Below are 16,116 nucleotides of genomic sequence, written 5' to 3'. Positions count from 1 at the left end.
TTTTATTTACCCTATAACTCTTAGCCACAGGTACAAGCCACAGAGTGTTATAAACAACACTGGAAGAGTCAGGACGATACCTGTCTTAAAATAAGCGCCCCACGTGATTTTAACCCCTTTTCTAGACAGAACATGGAGCCAGAGCAGGGTGGCAAGCGAGCCAATCGGCGTTATTTTTGGACCCAAATCAGAACCAATTACGTTTGCGTAAATGAAAGCCTCCTGCAAGATGCCCGTTGAGTTCGTTCCTTCGATCGCTAATGCATTGATCATGACCGTAGGCATATTGTTCATAATAGAAGAGAGGATGGCCGCTATAAATCCTGTACCAACCGTTGCGATGAATAAACCTTGTTCGCCTACCCATTTAAAGATAAAGCCAAGCTGGTCTGTCAAACCCACGTTTCTAAGTCCATAGACGACAACATACATTCCAATGGAGAAGACAACAATCGACCAAGGTGCACCTTTTACAAGCTTCCAAGTGTGGATCTCCCGGTTCTGTTTAGCCAGTAGCAGAAAGACGATGGCTACAGCTCCCGCGAAGATGGATACGGGAACTTTAATGAATTCACTAATTAAATAAGCAATTAGAAGTACGCCCAAGATGATCCAAGAAATCTTGAACATTCGTTTATCTTTAATGGCATCAATTGGTTTTTTCAGCTGGGATAGGTCATATTGCTGAGGAATGCTTTTCCGGTACAATACATACAGCACAATCAAACTGGCCGTGACAGAGAAAAATGTAGGTACGATCATGTGACTTGCATACTCAACAAAGCCAACGCCAAAGAAATCGGACGAGACAATGTTCACCAGGTTACTTACAACCAGCGGCAGAGAAGCCGTGTCGGATATAAATCCGCTAGCCATAATAAAAGGGAGGATCATCCGATCATCGAATTTGAGTGCCCTTACCATTGAAAGTACGATCGGCGTTAAAATGAGTGCTGCTCCGTCATTTGCGAAGAAAAAGGCAACTGCGGCACCAAGTAAAACGACATATACAAACATGAGACTGCCATTCCCCCGGGCCAAACGGGCCATATGGAGCGCAGCCCATTCGAAAAATCCAATCTCATCCAGGATCAAGGAGATCATAATTACCGCAACGAATGCAAGTGTGGCATTCCATACAATCTGTGTCACGTCCCAGACATCTTCAAAACTAACAACCCCACAAACCAAAGCGACAATCGCGCCGCCGCATGCGGACCATCCAATTCCAAGCCCTTTAGGCTGCCAAATAACAAAAATCAAAGTAACAAGAAAAATAGCTGAAGCGATGATGAGCATAAGACCTCCATTTTAACAACAACTATTCGGTTGATGAGCCTCAATTTTCTCCTTCATGGAAGGAAGATGATTAAAGATTTCGTATAAATAAGGCTTGTCACCCATGTTAAGCGAGTAATATATCCATTGACTACGGCGAGTCTCGCTAACGATACCACCCGACTTTAGTTTCTTCAGATGCTGACTGATGTTAGGCTGTGTTGTCTCCAAAATATCAACAATATCACATACGCACATTTCACGTTCCTTTAGTAGGGCTACAATCGTTAATCGAGTCTTATCGGAAAGTAACTTCAACGTCTCAGATATCTCAACAATTGATGTCTCGGTAAGAACCAAATTTTTTCACTCCTCTCTAAAACTTATTACTGACATTAGCAAATCAATCATATAATCAATCGATTATATTAGCAAGTGATTATATCAAGATACATGTTCACATTTTTTGACTGACAATGAGTAAGTAAATCATTTAATCAAATTATTTTGATTTAATCTTGATTTTTCTATTTGCACATGCTACGATTTTTTCATCAAAATAAATTGATTTATGGAGGTTAATCTAATGATTGACTATTACACATTTGAACGGCTCATGCTTCATCAACAAAAAGAAATTGAACAAAAAGCAAGGCACGCATGGAAGTGGATGACCGTGAAAGAGGAGAAGATCAAGGACCCGGCCTGGAATGCTCTCCAATTAAATTCAAATTGCTGCCCAGCTTGCTGCTAAATGGAGGTGATTTCTACATGATTAGGGAACTCCCAGTTCTTTCACAAACTCAAGAAACTGTAAATTTTGCCAGCTATGAAGCCAAATTCAAAGCCTTAGCTGATCAAAAACGTCTACAGATTATGTATGAGCTCACTCAAAAGGGAAGCGTATGTGTATGCGATTTGGTTGAAATCGTAAATATGCCTCAGTCTAAACTCTCTTATCACTTAAAAATCTTGCTTGACGCCGGTTTGATTTTTAGGGAAACGAAAGGAACATGGAGCTATTACGAGTTAAATCATACTGAAGTAAACCGATTATTATCACCTGAACTGTGCTGTATATTCCGGAAATTTGACGATCGGACAAGCGGCTGTTGTACATGATCCCACATCGTGGGTTTCATTCCGGATTATTAATCAATAAAAATTGATTTATTAAAGGAGAGGTATCTATGAACCAAGTGAAAGATGATGAAATTCGTCAGCATGTACGTAATCGTTACAAACAAATTGCTGTTGAAAACAGCTCCGATACAAGTTGTTGTTCACCAAAATCTTCAGCAATTGGCTGCTGCGATACCTCAGATGAAGTATCATCAAAATTGGGATACTCAGATAAAGAATTGTCGACCGTTCCGATAGGATCGAATCTTGGTCTTGGTTGCGGGAATCCTCAAGCGATTGCATCGCTGAAGCCTGGGGAGGTCGTACTTGATTTAGGCAGTGGAGCCGGCTTTGACTGCTTTCTGGCATCTAAACAAGTAGGGGAGTCAGGTAAGGTTTACGGGGTCGATATGACACCCGAAATGGTGAGCCGTGCACGGCATAATGCACAAACCAACGGATATAACAATGTTGAATTCCGGCTTGGTGAAATCGAACATCTGCCTATATCAGATAACTCAGTAGATGTGATAATTTCAAATTGTGTGATTAACTTGTCTCCAAATAAATCTCAAGTTTTTCATGAAGCATACCGAGTATTAAAGCCCGGTGGTCGTCTAGCCATTTCTGATATCGTGGCGACTGCTGAATTTCCTGAAGAGATCAAAGGGGATCTTGATTCATTAGCCGCCTGCATATCTGGAGCATCTACAGTAGATGAAGTACAAGCAATGTTAGAAACTAGCGGATTTCAGAATATATTAGTTGAACCCAAAGAAGAATCACGCCAATTTATTAAAGATTGGATACCAGGTGGAAATATTGAGGACTATACATCGTCAGCAGTAATTAAAGCAATTAAGCCATAATCATTTTTGAGGACAATCCGAAGATTCCAAGGAAATGAAGAATCTTCGGATTGTTTTTTGGGAAGAATGAAACACTTGATACATATTAGGGATATAAGAACAATACTGACATATGTACAAAATACGGGTTTTGTGAAGAAGTAGTAAATGAATCGATGAATGGCATTGGTTAATCGCTTCAACGGCCCATTTTTATATTGATTAGCCATATTCGTTCACTGCACATTCATCTCCTCATTAATCATATTCAGTTATCTTACTAAGTGAATTATCACTCGCTCTTCATCTCATAAATCTTCTGCAAAGTGTTTAAGTGCACTAGACCTTCACCGCTCGAATCCTGCGGGTCTTGTGAAGTTGCGTTCATATACCATTCTACAAGCCTGTATCCGAACGCAAGCAGAATCATCTCATAAATACAGTTATCTGATATATGTAAAATATCTGCATATTCTGAAAATCCCTTATAATATGCAGGAATACATCTCTGGTAGTACTCTATCATGTGTTCAACATCAGCTTCATCCGCAAGAAGGCTTGTTATATCTTCGCCTAAGTAGCCCCACCCGGCAGTATCCCAGTCGATAACTATAATATTGCCATTAGAATACAAAATGTTTGTCACCCAAAAATCCTTGTGGCACAGCACGACGGGCAGCTTTTCGATGCGCTGGAAAATTTCGTCTGCGTTATCGTCGATGTCGATAAGCATTTTGCAGATATGCTTGGGAAAATCACAATCCTTAGAGCGTATATAATCGTACACTCTATGCCATGACCGATAATGATAATAGAAATTCTTCATATAGTCCACTCTGCTCAAATTGGTCAAGCTTTGCAAAAAGGCGGGCTGTTCGGCATATAACCTGCCCTGAAAACGCCCCAGTTCTTCAGCCGCTCGCTCATACATATCGCCGGTTAAATTCAAACCCGATATACCGTCGATATATTCCATCCAGATCTGCGTTTCATTTTCTTCTTCGTTCATTTCGAGATGATAGCATTCAGGCCAACGGAAGGATTCAGAAAACAGAGCGCCTAAATTGGATGTATAGAAGTCATATTCCCTACGCCAAGAATCAGGATCGCCATAGCGTTCCCACTTCATCTGTACCTTTAAAATGATTTTGTAGCTCACATCCGTGCCGTCCATAGTTTTGGCTTTGCCCGTTACCAGCTGCACGTCCCCCACTGTACCGCCATGTAGTTGTTTGGTTTGAAATTCGACGCTAATTAAGTTTGCACCAAGCATTTTGTTTAAAGCTTGTGTCAGAGATTCCGCCTTTATTTCTCTCATTATGAAGTCCTCCAATCGTTTTTGGGGCATAAAAATACCGCAGAACAACAGCCTCCTAACAATCTGCTGTTCTGCGGTGAAATGTCAAAACTCAGCTTATAATTAAAAGGAAGTTACTGCCGACAACTGCTATACATACAGTTAAACATACGCCTATGTGCTAAATCAAAAGAACATTTAATTATAAGTAAGTATTACTCAAGGATTAACTTCACTGACGTAGAGCTTAATCCGGGTCAGTGCCGGATAGCTTTACGATAGGCTCCTTTCTCACAAAAATAACATACAATGTTCAGGTTTACATATTATGGAACTCATGATATGCTCTCTATGAAAGCGCATCCATGAAATGATAGTTTGTGCAATGATTTATCATTTTTTTACATTGAAAGGAATGGTGAAAATGAAAAAGTTGCTCAAAATGGTAAGCGCAATGACGTTGTTCGTCCCTCTGTTGCTTGGCTTTGCGGCGGCCCCCGCCCATGCAGACTCTCCGCTTTTCACAGTCGAATGTGAAAATGCTCAGCTCTCGTCTGATCTGCAGGTGGCAACTGAAATTTACGGACAAGAAAAGCCCGGATATTCCGGAAGCGGATTTGTCTGGATGCAGAATTCAGGCACCCTAACCTTCACCCTGAATGTCCCTGAAACCGGCATGTATGAGATCTCTACCCGCTACATGCAGGAGTTAAGCCCGGATGGCCGACTTCAATATTTAACTGTCAATGGCGTAACCAAAGGCTCATACATGCTGCCCTATACGACCACATGGTCAGATTATGATTTTGGCTTTCATAAGCTGAACCAAGGAACCAATACCATCGAGATCAAGGCAGGTTGGGGATTTGCTTATTTTGATACCTTCACGATAGATTATGCCGATCTTGATCCCCTTGTGGTCCAGCCTGTACTCTCCGATCCGCAGGCGACACCGGCTGCCCAGCGCTTGATGAATTATTTGACGGAGGTCTATGGCCACCATATAATCTCAGGCCAGCAAGAGATTTACGGGAGTGGGAATGACGGCAACTATGAGCTGGAATTCGATTGGATCTACAATTTATCCGGTAAATATCCAGCCATTCGCGGATTTGATTTTATGAACTATAACCCGTTATATGGCTGGGAAGACGGCACCACGGATCGAATGATCGATTGGGTGAATAACCGGGGAGGAATTGCAACTGCGAGCTGGCATATTAATGTCCCGCGCAACTTTACTTCCTACCAGCTTGGACAGTTTGTGGATTGGAAGGATGCTACCTATAAGCCAACGGAGACTAATTTTAATACAGCTAATGCGGTTATACCGGGTACGAAAGAGTATCAATACGTCATGATGACCATAGAGGATTTGGCAGAGCAGCTGCTGATTCTGCAAAATGAAGATGTCCCCGTCCTGTTTCGCCCCTATCATGAAGCTGAGGGTAATGGCGGGTTAAACGGCGAAGGAGCTTGGTTCTGGTGGGCTTCGGCCGGTGCCGAGGTATACAAGCAGTTATGGGACCTCCTCTATACTGAGCTTACAGAGACGTATGGCTTGCACAATCTGATCTGGACCTACAACAGCTACGTCTATAGCACCTCCCCTGCATGGTATCCAGGTGATGATCAGGTAGATCTGGTCGGCTATGATAAATACAATACGATCTACAACCGTTATGATGGATTGTCCGGCGTGCCTAATGAGGATGCCATCACCTCCATTTTCTATCAGTTGGTTAATCTGACCGGCGGCAAAAAAATGGTAGCCATGACGGAGAATGATACCGTGCCAAGTCTCCAGAATCTTACAGAGGAAAAAGCAGGCTGGCTTTATTTCTGCCCTTGGTATGGCGAGCATCTGATGAGCTCAGCTTTTAACTATCCGGCAACGCTGAAAACCTTGTATCAAAGCGAATATGTAATTACGCTCGATGAGCTTCCTGACTTAACGGTGGATGATAACACGCCCAGCGCGTCGATTGCACCCGTTGAGATCGAATTCGACAAATACGGGCCTAACCAAAGCGACAAAGCCATCACAGTGAATTTTAACGGCAATGTGTTGGTCGCAGTCCGGACTGGTTCTAATACCTTAATGGAGATGCAGGACTATACGTTGAGCGGAAATACCCTTGTGTTGAAAAAATCCTACCTTGAGCAATTGCCGGTGGGTCAGCATTCGCTCAGCTTTGACTTTAATCAGGGAAAGGATCCCTCATTAAAGCTGCGTATCGTGGATTCGACGCCTAGTGCTTCGATTTCGCCAGGAAGTGCGTCATTTGATAAGGCGGCAGATCGTGCCCAGGATATCACGGTGTCGCTAGTCTTAAACGGACATCAACTCACTAGCATAACGCATGGAAATGATACGCTGGTATCAGGTCAGCATTATTCAGAATCCAATACGGCCATCGTTCTGCACAAATCCTATCTCTCCTCCCTGCCGCTTGGTCAAAATGTGATCACTTTTCATTTTAGTGCCGGAAATGATGCCGTTCTAACCTTGCAGGTGGTGGATAGTACTGTTCCTGAGCCTGATGGAGCGCTAACCGTTCAAGCCTTTAACGGCAACACAGGCGCTTCGACGAACGGAATTTCACCAAAATTCAAAGTCATCAACACCGGTGATGTAGCTCTTCCATTAAAGGATGTAAAGCTCCGGTACTACTATACGATTGACGGAGAGCTTGAACAGAGCTTCTGGTGCGATTGGGCCAGCATCGGGAATACGAATGTTACCGGCAACTTCGTTAAAATGGCGGTGCCCGTAAACGGAGCTGATTACTATTTGGAGATAGGCTTTACGGCAGCTGCCGGCTCGCTGAATCCGGGGCAGAGCGCTGAAATTCAAACGCGCTTCTCCAAAATCGACTGGTCTAACTACAACCAAAGCAATGATTACTCGTTTAAAGCTTCAGGCAGTCAGTTTGCAGACCATGAACAGGTGACGGGTTATGTAAATGATCAGCTTGTATGGGGAATCGAACCATAAGATGATATAAGTAACGGGTTGGATCGAGGACATTTTCTCCTGATCCAACCCGCTTTAATGATTAGTTGTAATATTTAACAAATTCATTAACCGGCTTGCGGTAGCCGCGCGGGCGGAAGCTTTCCGGTGCCGACTTGCCCAAAGCGATCATCATGACCGGAATCAGATTGTCCGATACATCGAACATTTCTTTAAAAACCGCATCCTCTGTGCTATGCATCGGGCAAGTGTCCCAGCCCAGATCCTTGGCGATTAGCATCAGTTGCATGGCTGCAATGCTGGCATTTCGGATCGCATCCTCACGTTGGAAGGTGTCTCCCTTGCTTTCATAAAACTGAATCGTTTGTTCAACTACGGCATTGTACTCCTGGTCGCTCAGAACGCCAAGATTTTTCAGACCCTCATTTAAGTCAGCCGCCTTAAGGTGTGCCTTGACATCGCCCAGGACGTAAATAATTGCGGAAGCCGTTTTGATCTTGTACTGTTGATGCGTGCGCTCGTAAATTTCTTCAATCTTGGCGCGATCTGTTACAACCAAGTAGTGCGTGTGCTGTAGATTGTAGGACGATGGAGCAAACTTGCTTAAGCTAAATATTTCTTCCAAATCACTTTGGGGAATCTCAATCCCTTCGACAAAACGATTGGCCGATCTTCTATCTTTAATGATCGATTGGAAGTCACTCATATGTATAGCCTCCTTGTGTATGATGTGTATGATGTTTGTGAACTAATACACTTCTAAAGCTACGCCAGTGGCCTGAACTTGTCAAGAATCCAAAGGCGACTAGTGCAATCTTGGAGTTTCGATATACTTCCAATATTGACCATCGTTCAAAGAATGGTTATATTTATAATATATTCCCAAATTTTATCAGAGGTGGTTAGTTTGAAAAATACAACCACGATTCTCGGAGCGCTGGAGCAATTCTCAAAACAGAATGGGTTAAATCTAAGTCAACTATCCAAGCAGGCCGGATTGAATACGGGCACGATGAGTGCTATTTTACACAGTCAGCGAGTGCTTTCCGTGCATCAACTGGACCGGCTTACTAGAGCGATGAATCTGCCCGATGGGCATTTTTATGAGCAGTACATCCAGGAGAATTTGAATGGAGCAGCGCCGAATTGGCGCAGAATCAAACCTTTCTTGTACCGGTGCGCAGAGTTGGACAAGCTGGATTGCATTAAGCAAATCGTAAATCTATTGCTGGATAACCCATTATATTCATCTCCCCTGTTTGAGGCAGCAGAAGATTTAATTGCACAAGGAAAACGGATGGCAGCAGCGATTCTTTACGAGAGTGTAGCTCTAAGCGAAAAAAGTCAGCATTCAGAGCGGTTGGCCTATTGCCAGTTCAAGTTGTTCCTAACTAGACTTGGCTCCGATCAGGAACAAAACTACCAGGCAGCAATCCAGTTTGAGCCTTTCGCAGAGCGGCTTGATGAAATCGACCAACTGGATGCATTGAAGAATTTGGCGGATACTTATCGTTCTTTGCGTCGCTGGGATAAGGTCAAAAAAGTTTGCATAAAGTTAAAGCAGTTGGCTGAAATTCAGTACTCTTTGTCCCACTCCCGAAAAAAGTTGGATCAAGGCTTTGTTAAGCTGCCCAGGCCATTATTTTTTTATGTTGTCTTTGGTAATATGCTAATAAGTAACGCTTATTATGAACAAGGAGATTATAAATTGGCTCTGCAAATTCTCAGTGAAGCCGCCGATTTAGAATGGGTTAAAGAGGCGGATAAAGAAACACTATACTGGAAGAGCCTATTTCAGGAATGGACTCAAGCGAATATTTTGTTGACTAAGTTAATGGCTGGCGATCTAGCGTTGCTTCCGGAATACGTGAGTTACTTTGAAAAGAAGGAAAATGAAATACTCACGGGTTTATGGAATATCATGATAGTAGCTAACCGGTACAAGATTAACGTCGATCATATTCTTACTAAGTTTGAAAGCGTGTTTTCTAAGGTACTGGAACAGGAAGTAAACGAAATCTATAACCAACAAAATACCGATAATAAGCTCGTTGGTTTGCTGTGTGAATTAGCCGATTATTACTTATTCAGAGAGGATTATGAACAAGGCTTTAAATCATTGATGCATGGCCTGAAAAAATCTACTATAATAAATAACGAAAGCTCTATACTTCGGTGTATGAGATTGTTTGAACGTTTTAGAAACGTTGCGTCTGCCGAATCGAAAGTAGAGTATCATCAATTAGTGGAAATGGGGGATGGCCATGAAAAAAAACACTCTGTTGCGCGCCATTAATTTTCTATTCGTATTGGTGGTAAGTGTAGGAGTAAGTGCAGGACCACTTATGGGGACGTTCGACTTCCATGTTGGAGGTTAATTCGAAGCAAAATGACAAATCCAAAATGTTTAGTGGAAATGGGGGATGGCCATGAAAAAGAACGTTCTGCTGCGCGCCATTAATTTTCTATTCGTATTGGTGGTAAGTGTAGGAGTAAGTTCAGGACCACTTATGGGGACGTTTGGCTGGCATGTTGGAGGTTAATTCCAGTCTCTATCATCATTTTTAGAGAGCAATTCGCTATAATTTACATATCAGCTAAAACCACCGGATTCCAAGGGTTTGATTCCGGTGGTTTTTCTGTCATTAAAAAGGCTCAAGGACGTTCCTCTTTCTCATTCAAATGATAGATTAGTTGCACAACGCCAGAGGAGAATGTTCTTGTATTAACCATTTTTAAATTCAACCTCTGTTTTATATCTATAAACAGAGGTTTTCCTTCTCCCAAAATAACAGGGTGCACAGATAATCTAAACTCATCAACAAGCCCTAAATCCATAAAAGTTGTAATGAGACTTGCTCCACCATATAGCCACATGTCTTTACCAGGCTTATTCTTTAATTTATTTACTTCTTCAAGAATATTATCATTTATGAATATTGCTTTATTATCAGTCCCTTTTTTTGTCCTGGAAAACACATATTTTTCTTTACTATGATATAATCCCCACATTTCTTTTTCAGTATCAGTAAATTCAGTTTCTGGAGTAAATTCTCCCCATAAATCATAGCTTTTTCTTCCATATAAAATAGTATCAATTTGATTTAAGAAATCAATAAACCCCATGTCAGAGTCCGTGATGCACCAATCAACTTCCCCATTCTTCCCTTCAATAAAACCATCTAAAGTAACTGCTAAATCTAAAAGTATTCTTCGTTTCATAATTTGTTACTCCTTTCGTTGATCTACCACCCATTATAGATTTTTAATATGTCACCTTGCGTCATATATATAACATAAATGGTATCTTTTTAACTATCCTGCCCGTTAGCTTAGTCAGTAGGCGTAAGTCTAATACTTTATTTTCTTCTGACAGCAGTTACCGGCAGTCTGCCTCCGGCCTCCAGTTGGCCAAGCAGCACCTGGATTCCGGCGCTGGTATTGGGCTCTTGCTTGCCGTAAACGGCAAGTCCCGAACGGACATTCTGCAAATGGATCATCTCATACGGGTTACCCAGCGACAGTAGCGCGTACCGCTTACTCTGCTTATTCAGCTTGTCGATGATGGTCTGAACATCGGTCCAGCCGAACTGGCTGGCCACGTTGCGAAACTGGTATGAGGCGAGGATAACGTAATCCGCCTGCTCCATAGCTTGAAATGCTTCCGTGGCTTTTCCTTGACTGATAACAACAATTTCCGTCTTCAGCGATAAACTGCCAGACGCCTGGATCAGCTGTCTCTTCAACCGCTCTGCTTGATCTTTATCGGCAGTAGCAATTACTACCCGGTCTCCTTGATGTATTTGATCCGGATGCTTACCGTCGCGGCTGGCCAATACAGTGACTGCTCGCTCTGCAATTTCCCGCTCTACCGCACGATGCTCCTTGGAGCCAATTACATCGTTCAGCGAAGCCAATTTATTCGCAAGGCTGTCGCTGCGATCGAACAAGCCATATTTTGATTTAAGCTCCAATATTCGTTTGACCGAGTCATGGATGGTTTCAACCGGGAGCTTTCCGCTATTTACCGCTTGAACCAGCGACTGATGAGCTGCTGCCGGATCCTGAGGCATAAGGATGACATCGACGCCTGCGGCAATTGCACGTTCCACCGCTTGATGTTCCCCAAAGTGCTCCGAAATTGCATTCATCGTGAACGCATCCGAAATGATGACGCCTTTATAACCCAACTGCTCGCGAAGCAGTCCTTTCAGCACTTTTTGTGATAATGTAGCGGGAATCGGCACGCTGCTTCCATCCTTAAGCGATATAACCTGCTCGTTATCTACTGCCGGAAAAGCAATATGTGCAGTCATAATCATCTCCACTTCGTTCTCGATCGCGGCCCGAAATGGCTTCAGTTCCACTGCATCAAGCCGTTCGCGATCATGAGTCAGCACCGGCAGTCCAAGATGGGAATCTACCGATGTATCTCCATGCCCCGGAAAATGCTTGACCGCTGCGATGACTCCGGATTGACGCAAGCCTTTTATCGTGGCTGCCCCAAGCTGTGATACCAGTTCCGCATCGGAGCCAAAGGAACGCATCCCGATGATCGGGTTGTCGGGATTGCTGTTAATGTCCAATACCGGGGCGAAGTTGATGTTCAGCCCGAGCGCCCTCAGCTCTTCCCCAGTCAGCCTTCCTGCCGCTTCGGTCAGGACAGTGTCACCCGCTGCGCCAAGCGCCATTTGACCTGGCAGATTCGTACCGCCGGGAATTCGCTTAACTACGCCCCCTTCTTGATCGATGCCCAGGAACAGCGGAATGTCCCCAGCTTCCATCTGCAACTGATGCGTGAGCGTTGTAACCTGTCGTACGTCTACTATATTTTTGTCAAAAAGAATGAGCCCGCCCAAATCCTGATCATGAATGCTGCGTTTCAAGCCCTCATTGACCGTTGTTGTCACTTGACCCTTCCATTGCCTGATGTCAGGCATAAGCATTTGCCCTACTTGTTCGCTGACGGTCATATAAGAAATCAGCTTATCCCAATCCTGCGCCTGAATGGCAGCCTCACGTTCGAAGCGAATCACCCGCGCCAGAAAGACGGAGAATTCCGCCCGTGTTACAGGCTGATCCGGCCGATAGGTGCCATCCGTATATCCGCCGATCAATCCGTTGGAGCTCATGATGCGAATAGGCGCTGCCGCCCAATGATCCGCTGTATCTTTCAAGCTTGCGGATTGCTTGCCGACCGCCAACGAATAGGCCCGGGTAAGGAATGCAGCCGTCTCTGCGCGGCTCATTGCCGTATCCGGCTGGAAGGTGCCGTCAGGCAATCCGCTTGCCAGCCCGTTTTTCGCCGCAATAGCTATTTCCCGATAAAATGGATGCGTCGTTGGAACATCGGAATAACCTGAAGCTCCTCCGCCTGCCTGCAGCTGCTGCGGATAAAGCTCTCGTACCAGGAAGGTCACGGCTTGCGCCCTGGTCACATGCCGCTCGGGCATAAATTGCCCATTACCGGATCCGGCAACAGTTCCCCTTTTCGCCATATAGTTAATGCTGTCTTCTGCCCACTTCACAGACTGCAGATCGGAGAACGGTTGTTCTGCCGCCGCAATTTCTACCGATATCAGCATGGAGCCGAGTACGGCATTGAGGATCGTTATCATTTTTAGCTTCATCTGTTGTACCTCTCAGCTGTTCTTAATATGAATGATAGACGCCCTCGATGGATCATTTGTTGCGTTGCAACCTGTTCGTTCGTCCTAAATCCTGCTTCCTCTTAATGAATGCCTTATCTTTTCATGCCCTGGCTGCATGGAAATGCTCTGCACTCCGCTCCTTAGAATCTGTTGGCGCAAGAAAGGATGGTACATGAATGGGCACTTTAGCAGCTTGGCATACATTTTCATTTGAATGGGAAGCGTTTTGAATTGATAACTTTTGTTAGGCTGCAGGCTGCGGGCATTCAGCACCTCACTCAGGGTACGCGCGCTATTGATAGCCGAACTGATCCCTTCCAGCGAGCTTGGGCTTATGAAGCCGGCCGCCTCGCCAACCAGGAATGCATTATCCCTTCCACAGCTAAAGTCATGAAAGGAAGACGGCCGCAGTACCATGCATGCTTCTGTCTTGATCGGTTCTCCGAACTGGAATCCGATGCTCTGGATTCTCTCCTTTTGCAAGTCGAATTGTTCCCTCGGCTTATCCATAAGATAAGCGCCGCCAAAGATAAAGTGATTATCCTTGGAAATCGACCAGGAGTAACAGTCCGTGATCTTCTCGTCAAAAATACAGGAATAGAACGGCGAGTCGTGCTGCTCGGGAAACCACTGCTGAATGGCCATGTAGGTGCGTATCTTTTTATCCGGATATAAGAAGCGCCGCACCAAAGAATTCGCCCCGTCTGCACCAACCAGATGCTTGGCCGTAATCACATGTTTTATTTTATTCTCGTGAAACGTGATCTGATAACCGGAGTCCACCCGCTCCACAGCAGAGCACCGCGAATGGTCATGAACCTCTACGTGTCCCGGAATAAGCGACTTCAGCCATAAGTCGAATTTATGCCGGTCCACATTGACATAAGTCCGCTGATAGTGGCGAATAAGCTCCCGCTCCTGATCAATGGTTTTGACGGCAAAAATCTGCGGGTCTACGGTTACCTCCTTGGGCAGCGTCAAGTTCAATTCTGCAAGCGCCTTTTGAGCATCAGACGATAGAAGACCGCCGCAAGGCTTCTGAAAGCCTTGATCATAAGTATATTTCATATCTATGGCTATCACGCGAAATTCCTTGCTGAGCAACTGAGCCAGGATGGAGCCTGCCGGTCCCAATCCGATAATGGCGACATCATAATGGTTCATCCTTACACTCTCCTTAATATGTTCATTCAATTTGAGTTTATTATAGCTCAGTTTCAGATTAAAACAATAATTAATTATTGTATTTCATATATTATTTATTGTTTATCAATAAAAACTGCAAGTGATTACTCTCGAGATTGGACAAAATGGGCTGCACATGAAAAAAAGAAAGCAACCTAAGCCTGTTCTAACCCAGGCTCAGGTTGCTTCCAGTCAACCTACGCTATTTCTTCCGAATGATCTGTTTCTCCTCGATGGCATATACCTGATCGGCGACGTTCTCCACCAAGCGGGCATCGTGCGAGATGAAAATGATGGTGCCTGCGTAGCTTTTCATCAAATGTTCCAGCGATTCCACGGTAGGAAGATCGAGAAAATTGCTTGGCTCATCCATAAGCAAGATATTGTATCGCCCTAGCAGCATTTTTGCGAGCTGCAATTTCATGATTTCGCCACCGCTTAATACCGACAGCTGTTTGCGCACATCATGCTGAGAAAATCCCAAAGACGCCAGTACAGCGCGAATTTCCGACACCTGATAATCACAGTCTTCCTGCATGAATTCCATGATGCCCTGATTGCGGTCAAACTTGTAGCCGTTTTGCGCGAAGTAGCCGATTTCTGCTTTTGGCGATAGGAGGATACCGTCTTCACGATTGAGGATCATTTTGAAGAGCGTGGTTTTCCCCGCACCATTACCGCCCGTTACCGCTATCTTGGCACCAAGCGGAAATTGGAAAGACGCTTTCTCAAAAATGAACTTTTCACCAATCTGTTTACTAATCTCTTTTCCCGTAATCGGAAACGGATTGTGAAGCTCCAAAGATTTGCTCTGACGGAAGTGGACGGTGCGAACCGCCTCTGGAGGTCTCACATCACCTAGCGCTTCGATTCGTTGTTCCATATTTTTTGCGGCATTATGAAGCTTCTTCTGCTTGCTGCCCACCGATTTTTGATGGGCAAGCCGACCGCCGTTTTCCGAGCTGTTTTTTCTTGAAGTTCCTTTTTCTTTCTGGTCGATTTTCCGAGCCTGATTCTTTTTCTCGGCGATCGCTTTCTCCAGCCGATCCCGATCAGCGATAAACTGCTTATATTCGACATCCTGATTTTTCCGTTCTTCTGCTTTCTGGGCCAAGTAATCGGAGTATCCGCCCCAATACTCGTTAATCCTTCCGTCCTTCAATTCCCAGATTTTATCGACCACTTGATCAAGGAAATACCGGTCATGACTGATAACAAGCAAAGCACCCGTGTAAAAGGAGAGCTGGTTAATCAAAAATTCGATACCCTCACGATCGAGATGACTCGTCGGTTCATCGGCAAAGATGCCATGTGCCCCGCCGGACAGAGCCTGTGCAATTTTCAACCGTGTTTCTTCCCCGCCGCTCATATGCTCCATATCAACTCTGGCTACCCCAAGCTTACCCATTAATGCGTGATCCACTTCCTCTTGTACCACGACATCATCCAGCTGCGGGATGTAGGTGAAATTGCCTTCCCTCGTGATTTTCCCATGTGTTACTGGCGTTTTACCCAGCAATACTTTTAGCAATGTGCTCTTGCCTGCTCCGTTCGCACCGACCAGACAGATGCGGTCATACTCATGAAGCTCCAAATGATCAATGTCTAATACCTCACGTCCTAAATATTCCACATATACCTCTTTTGCGTTAATTAATGCATTCATTATGGTTACCTCCTTCTGAAATCGCAGTTTTCATGTTCGCAGGATCACCTGCGATTTAAGAAGGGAGGATTATATGAAGAAGTACCAATGCA

At 44.4% G+C, this 16,116-nt stretch carries 12 protein-coding genes; 4 read left to right on the top strand and 8 right to left on the bottom strand.

Annotated elements, in window-relative coordinates:
* Positions 1-6 precede the first annotated feature (6 nt).
* Positions 7-1,299 carry an arsenic transporter gene (locus KI362_RS17615; RefSeq protein ID WP_301629060.1) on the bottom strand — a complete coding sequence of 431 codons (1,293 nt, stop codon included), beginning with the start codon at positions 1,297-1,299 and terminating at the stop codon, positions 7-9.
* A gap of 12 nt (positions 1,300-1,311) precedes the next feature.
* The gene (locus KI362_RS17610) at positions 1,312-1,638 is read right to left on the bottom strand and encodes an ArsR/SmtB family transcription factor (RefSeq protein WP_301629058.1); all 327 of its coding nucleotides are present in this window, start codon (positions 1,636-1,638) and stop codon (positions 1,312-1,314) included.
* 411 nt (positions 1,639-2,049) lie between these two features.
* On the opposite strand from KI362_RS17610, the gene KI362_RS17605 reads away from it, so the two are divergent.
* Together KI362_RS17605 and KI362_RS17600 are read left to right on the top strand one after the other, a co-directional pair.
* A complete protein-coding gene (locus KI362_RS17605) occupies positions 2,050-2,400 on the top strand; it encodes an ArsR/SmtB family transcription factor (protein ID WP_301629166.1) in 351 nt (116 codons plus the stop codon).
* 68 nt (positions 2,401-2,468) lie between these two features.
* Positions 2,469-3,269 (top strand): arsenite methyltransferase, encoded by an 801-nt coding sequence (locus tag KI362_RS17600; protein WP_301629056.1) that lies wholly within the window; start codon positions 2,469-2,471, stop codon positions 3,267-3,269.
* 271 nt (positions 3,270-3,540) lie between these two features.
* On the opposite strand, the gene KI362_RS17595 is transcribed toward KI362_RS17600, so the two are convergent.
* Positions 3,541-4,566, bottom strand: a complete 1,026-nt coding sequence (locus tag KI362_RS17595) for an aminoglycoside phosphotransferase family protein (protein WP_301629054.1) — start codon at positions 4,564-4,566, stop codon at positions 3,541-3,543.
* 403 nt (positions 4,567-4,969) lie between these two features.
* On the opposite strand from KI362_RS17595, the gene KI362_RS17590 reads away from it, so the two are divergent.
* Positions 4,970-7,543 (top strand): glycosyl hydrolase, encoded by a 2,574-nt coding sequence (locus tag KI362_RS17590; protein ID WP_301629053.1) that lies wholly within the window; start codon positions 4,970-4,972, stop codon positions 7,541-7,543.
* Positions 7,544-7,604: 61 nt separating this feature from the next.
* Here the strand turns inward: KI362_RS17590 and KI362_RS17585 are convergent, their stop codons facing one another.
* The gene (locus KI362_RS17585; protein WP_301629051.1) at positions 7,605-8,228 is read right to left on the bottom strand and encodes a nitroreductase family protein; all 624 of its coding nucleotides are present in this window, start codon (positions 8,226-8,228) and stop codon (positions 7,605-7,607) included.
* Between the two features lie 192 nt (positions 8,229-8,420).
* Here KI362_RS17585 and KI362_RS17580 point away from each other — a divergent pair, with 192 nt between their 5' ends.
* Positions 8,421-9,818 carry a transcriptional regulator gene (locus KI362_RS17580; RefSeq protein ID WP_306432846.1) on the top strand — a complete coding sequence of 466 codons (1,398 nt, stop codon included), beginning with the start codon at positions 8,421-8,423 and terminating at the stop codon, positions 9,816-9,818.
* 359 nt (positions 9,819-10,177) lie between these two features.
* Here KI362_RS17580 and KI362_RS17575 read toward each other — a convergent pair whose 3' ends face one another.
* The 4 genes from KI362_RS17575 to KI362_RS17560 form a co-directional block, all read right to left on the bottom strand.
* Positions 10,178-10,744, bottom strand: coding sequence for a dihydrofolate reductase family protein (locus tag KI362_RS17575; protein ID WP_301629047.1), 567 nt, complete (start codon positions 10,742-10,744; stop codon positions 10,178-10,180).
* A gap of 137 nt (positions 10,745-10,881) precedes the next feature.
* Entirely contained in the window at positions 10,882-13,152 is a 2,271-nt protein-coding gene (locus KI362_RS17570) for a glycoside hydrolase family 3 N-terminal domain-containing protein (protein ID WP_301629045.1), read from the bottom strand.
* 84 nt (positions 13,153-13,236) lie between these two features.
* The gene (locus KI362_RS17565; protein WP_301629043.1) at positions 13,237-14,337 is read right to left on the bottom strand and encodes an FAD-binding protein; all 1,101 of its coding nucleotides are present in this window, start codon (positions 14,335-14,337) and stop codon (positions 13,237-13,239) included.
* A gap of 223 nt (positions 14,338-14,560) precedes the next feature.
* Entirely contained in the window at positions 14,561-16,024 is a 1,464-nt protein-coding gene (locus tag KI362_RS17560; RefSeq protein ID WP_301629042.1) for an Msr family ABC-F type ribosomal protection protein, read from the bottom strand.
* Positions 16,025-16,116 lie beyond the last annotated feature (92 nt).

Origin of the sequence: Paenibacillus apis (genome assembly GCF_018333295.1) — a bacterium.
In the GTDB taxonomy this organism is placed as follows: Bacteria; Bacillota; Bacilli; order Paenibacillales; family Paenibacillaceae; genus Fontibacillus; species Fontibacillus antibioticophila.
Note: the sequence above shows the minus strand (reverse complement) of the source record. Positions and strands in the feature narration are given on the sequence as shown.

What these genes read in the sequence shown, in the direction of transcription:
- KI362_RS17605 (WP_301629166.1), top strand. Translation starts at nt 2,050, where the DNA reads ATGATTAGGGAACTCCCAGTTCTTTCACAAACTCAAGAAACTGTAAAT.
- KI362_RS17615 (WP_301629060.1), bottom strand. Translation starts at nt 1,299, where the DNA reads ATGCTCATCATCGCTTCAGCTATTTTTCTTGTTACTTTGATTTTTGTT.
- KI362_RS17560 (WP_301629042.1), bottom strand. Translation starts at nt 16,024, where the DNA reads ATGAATGCATTAATTAACGCAAAAGAGGTATATGTGGAATATTTAGGA.
- KI362_RS17575 (WP_301629047.1), bottom strand. Translation starts at nt 10,744, where the DNA reads ATGAAACGAAGAATACTTTTAGATTTAGCAGTTACTTTAGATGGTTTT.
- KI362_RS17585 (WP_301629051.1), bottom strand. Translation starts at nt 8,228, where the DNA reads ATGAGTGACTTCCAATCGATCATTAAAGATAGAAGATCGGCCAATCGT.
- KI362_RS17600 (WP_301629056.1), top strand. Translation starts at nt 2,469, where the DNA reads ATGAACCAAGTGAAAGATGATGAAATTCGTCAGCATGTACGTAATCGT.
- KI362_RS17570 (WP_301629045.1), bottom strand. Translation starts at nt 13,152, where the DNA reads ATGAAGCTAAAAATGATAACGATCCTCAATGCCGTACTCGGCTCCATG.
- KI362_RS17590 (WP_301629053.1), top strand. Translation starts at nt 4,970, where the DNA reads ATGAAAAAGTTGCTCAAAATGGTAAGCGCAATGACGTTGTTCGTCCCT.
- KI362_RS17595 (WP_301629054.1), bottom strand. Translation starts at nt 4,566, where the DNA reads ATGAGAGAAATAAAGGCGGAATCTCTGACACAAGCTTTAAACAAAATG.
- KI362_RS17565 (WP_301629043.1), bottom strand. Translation starts at nt 14,337, where the DNA reads ATGAACCATTATGATGTCGCCATTATCGGATTGGGACCGGCAGGCTCC.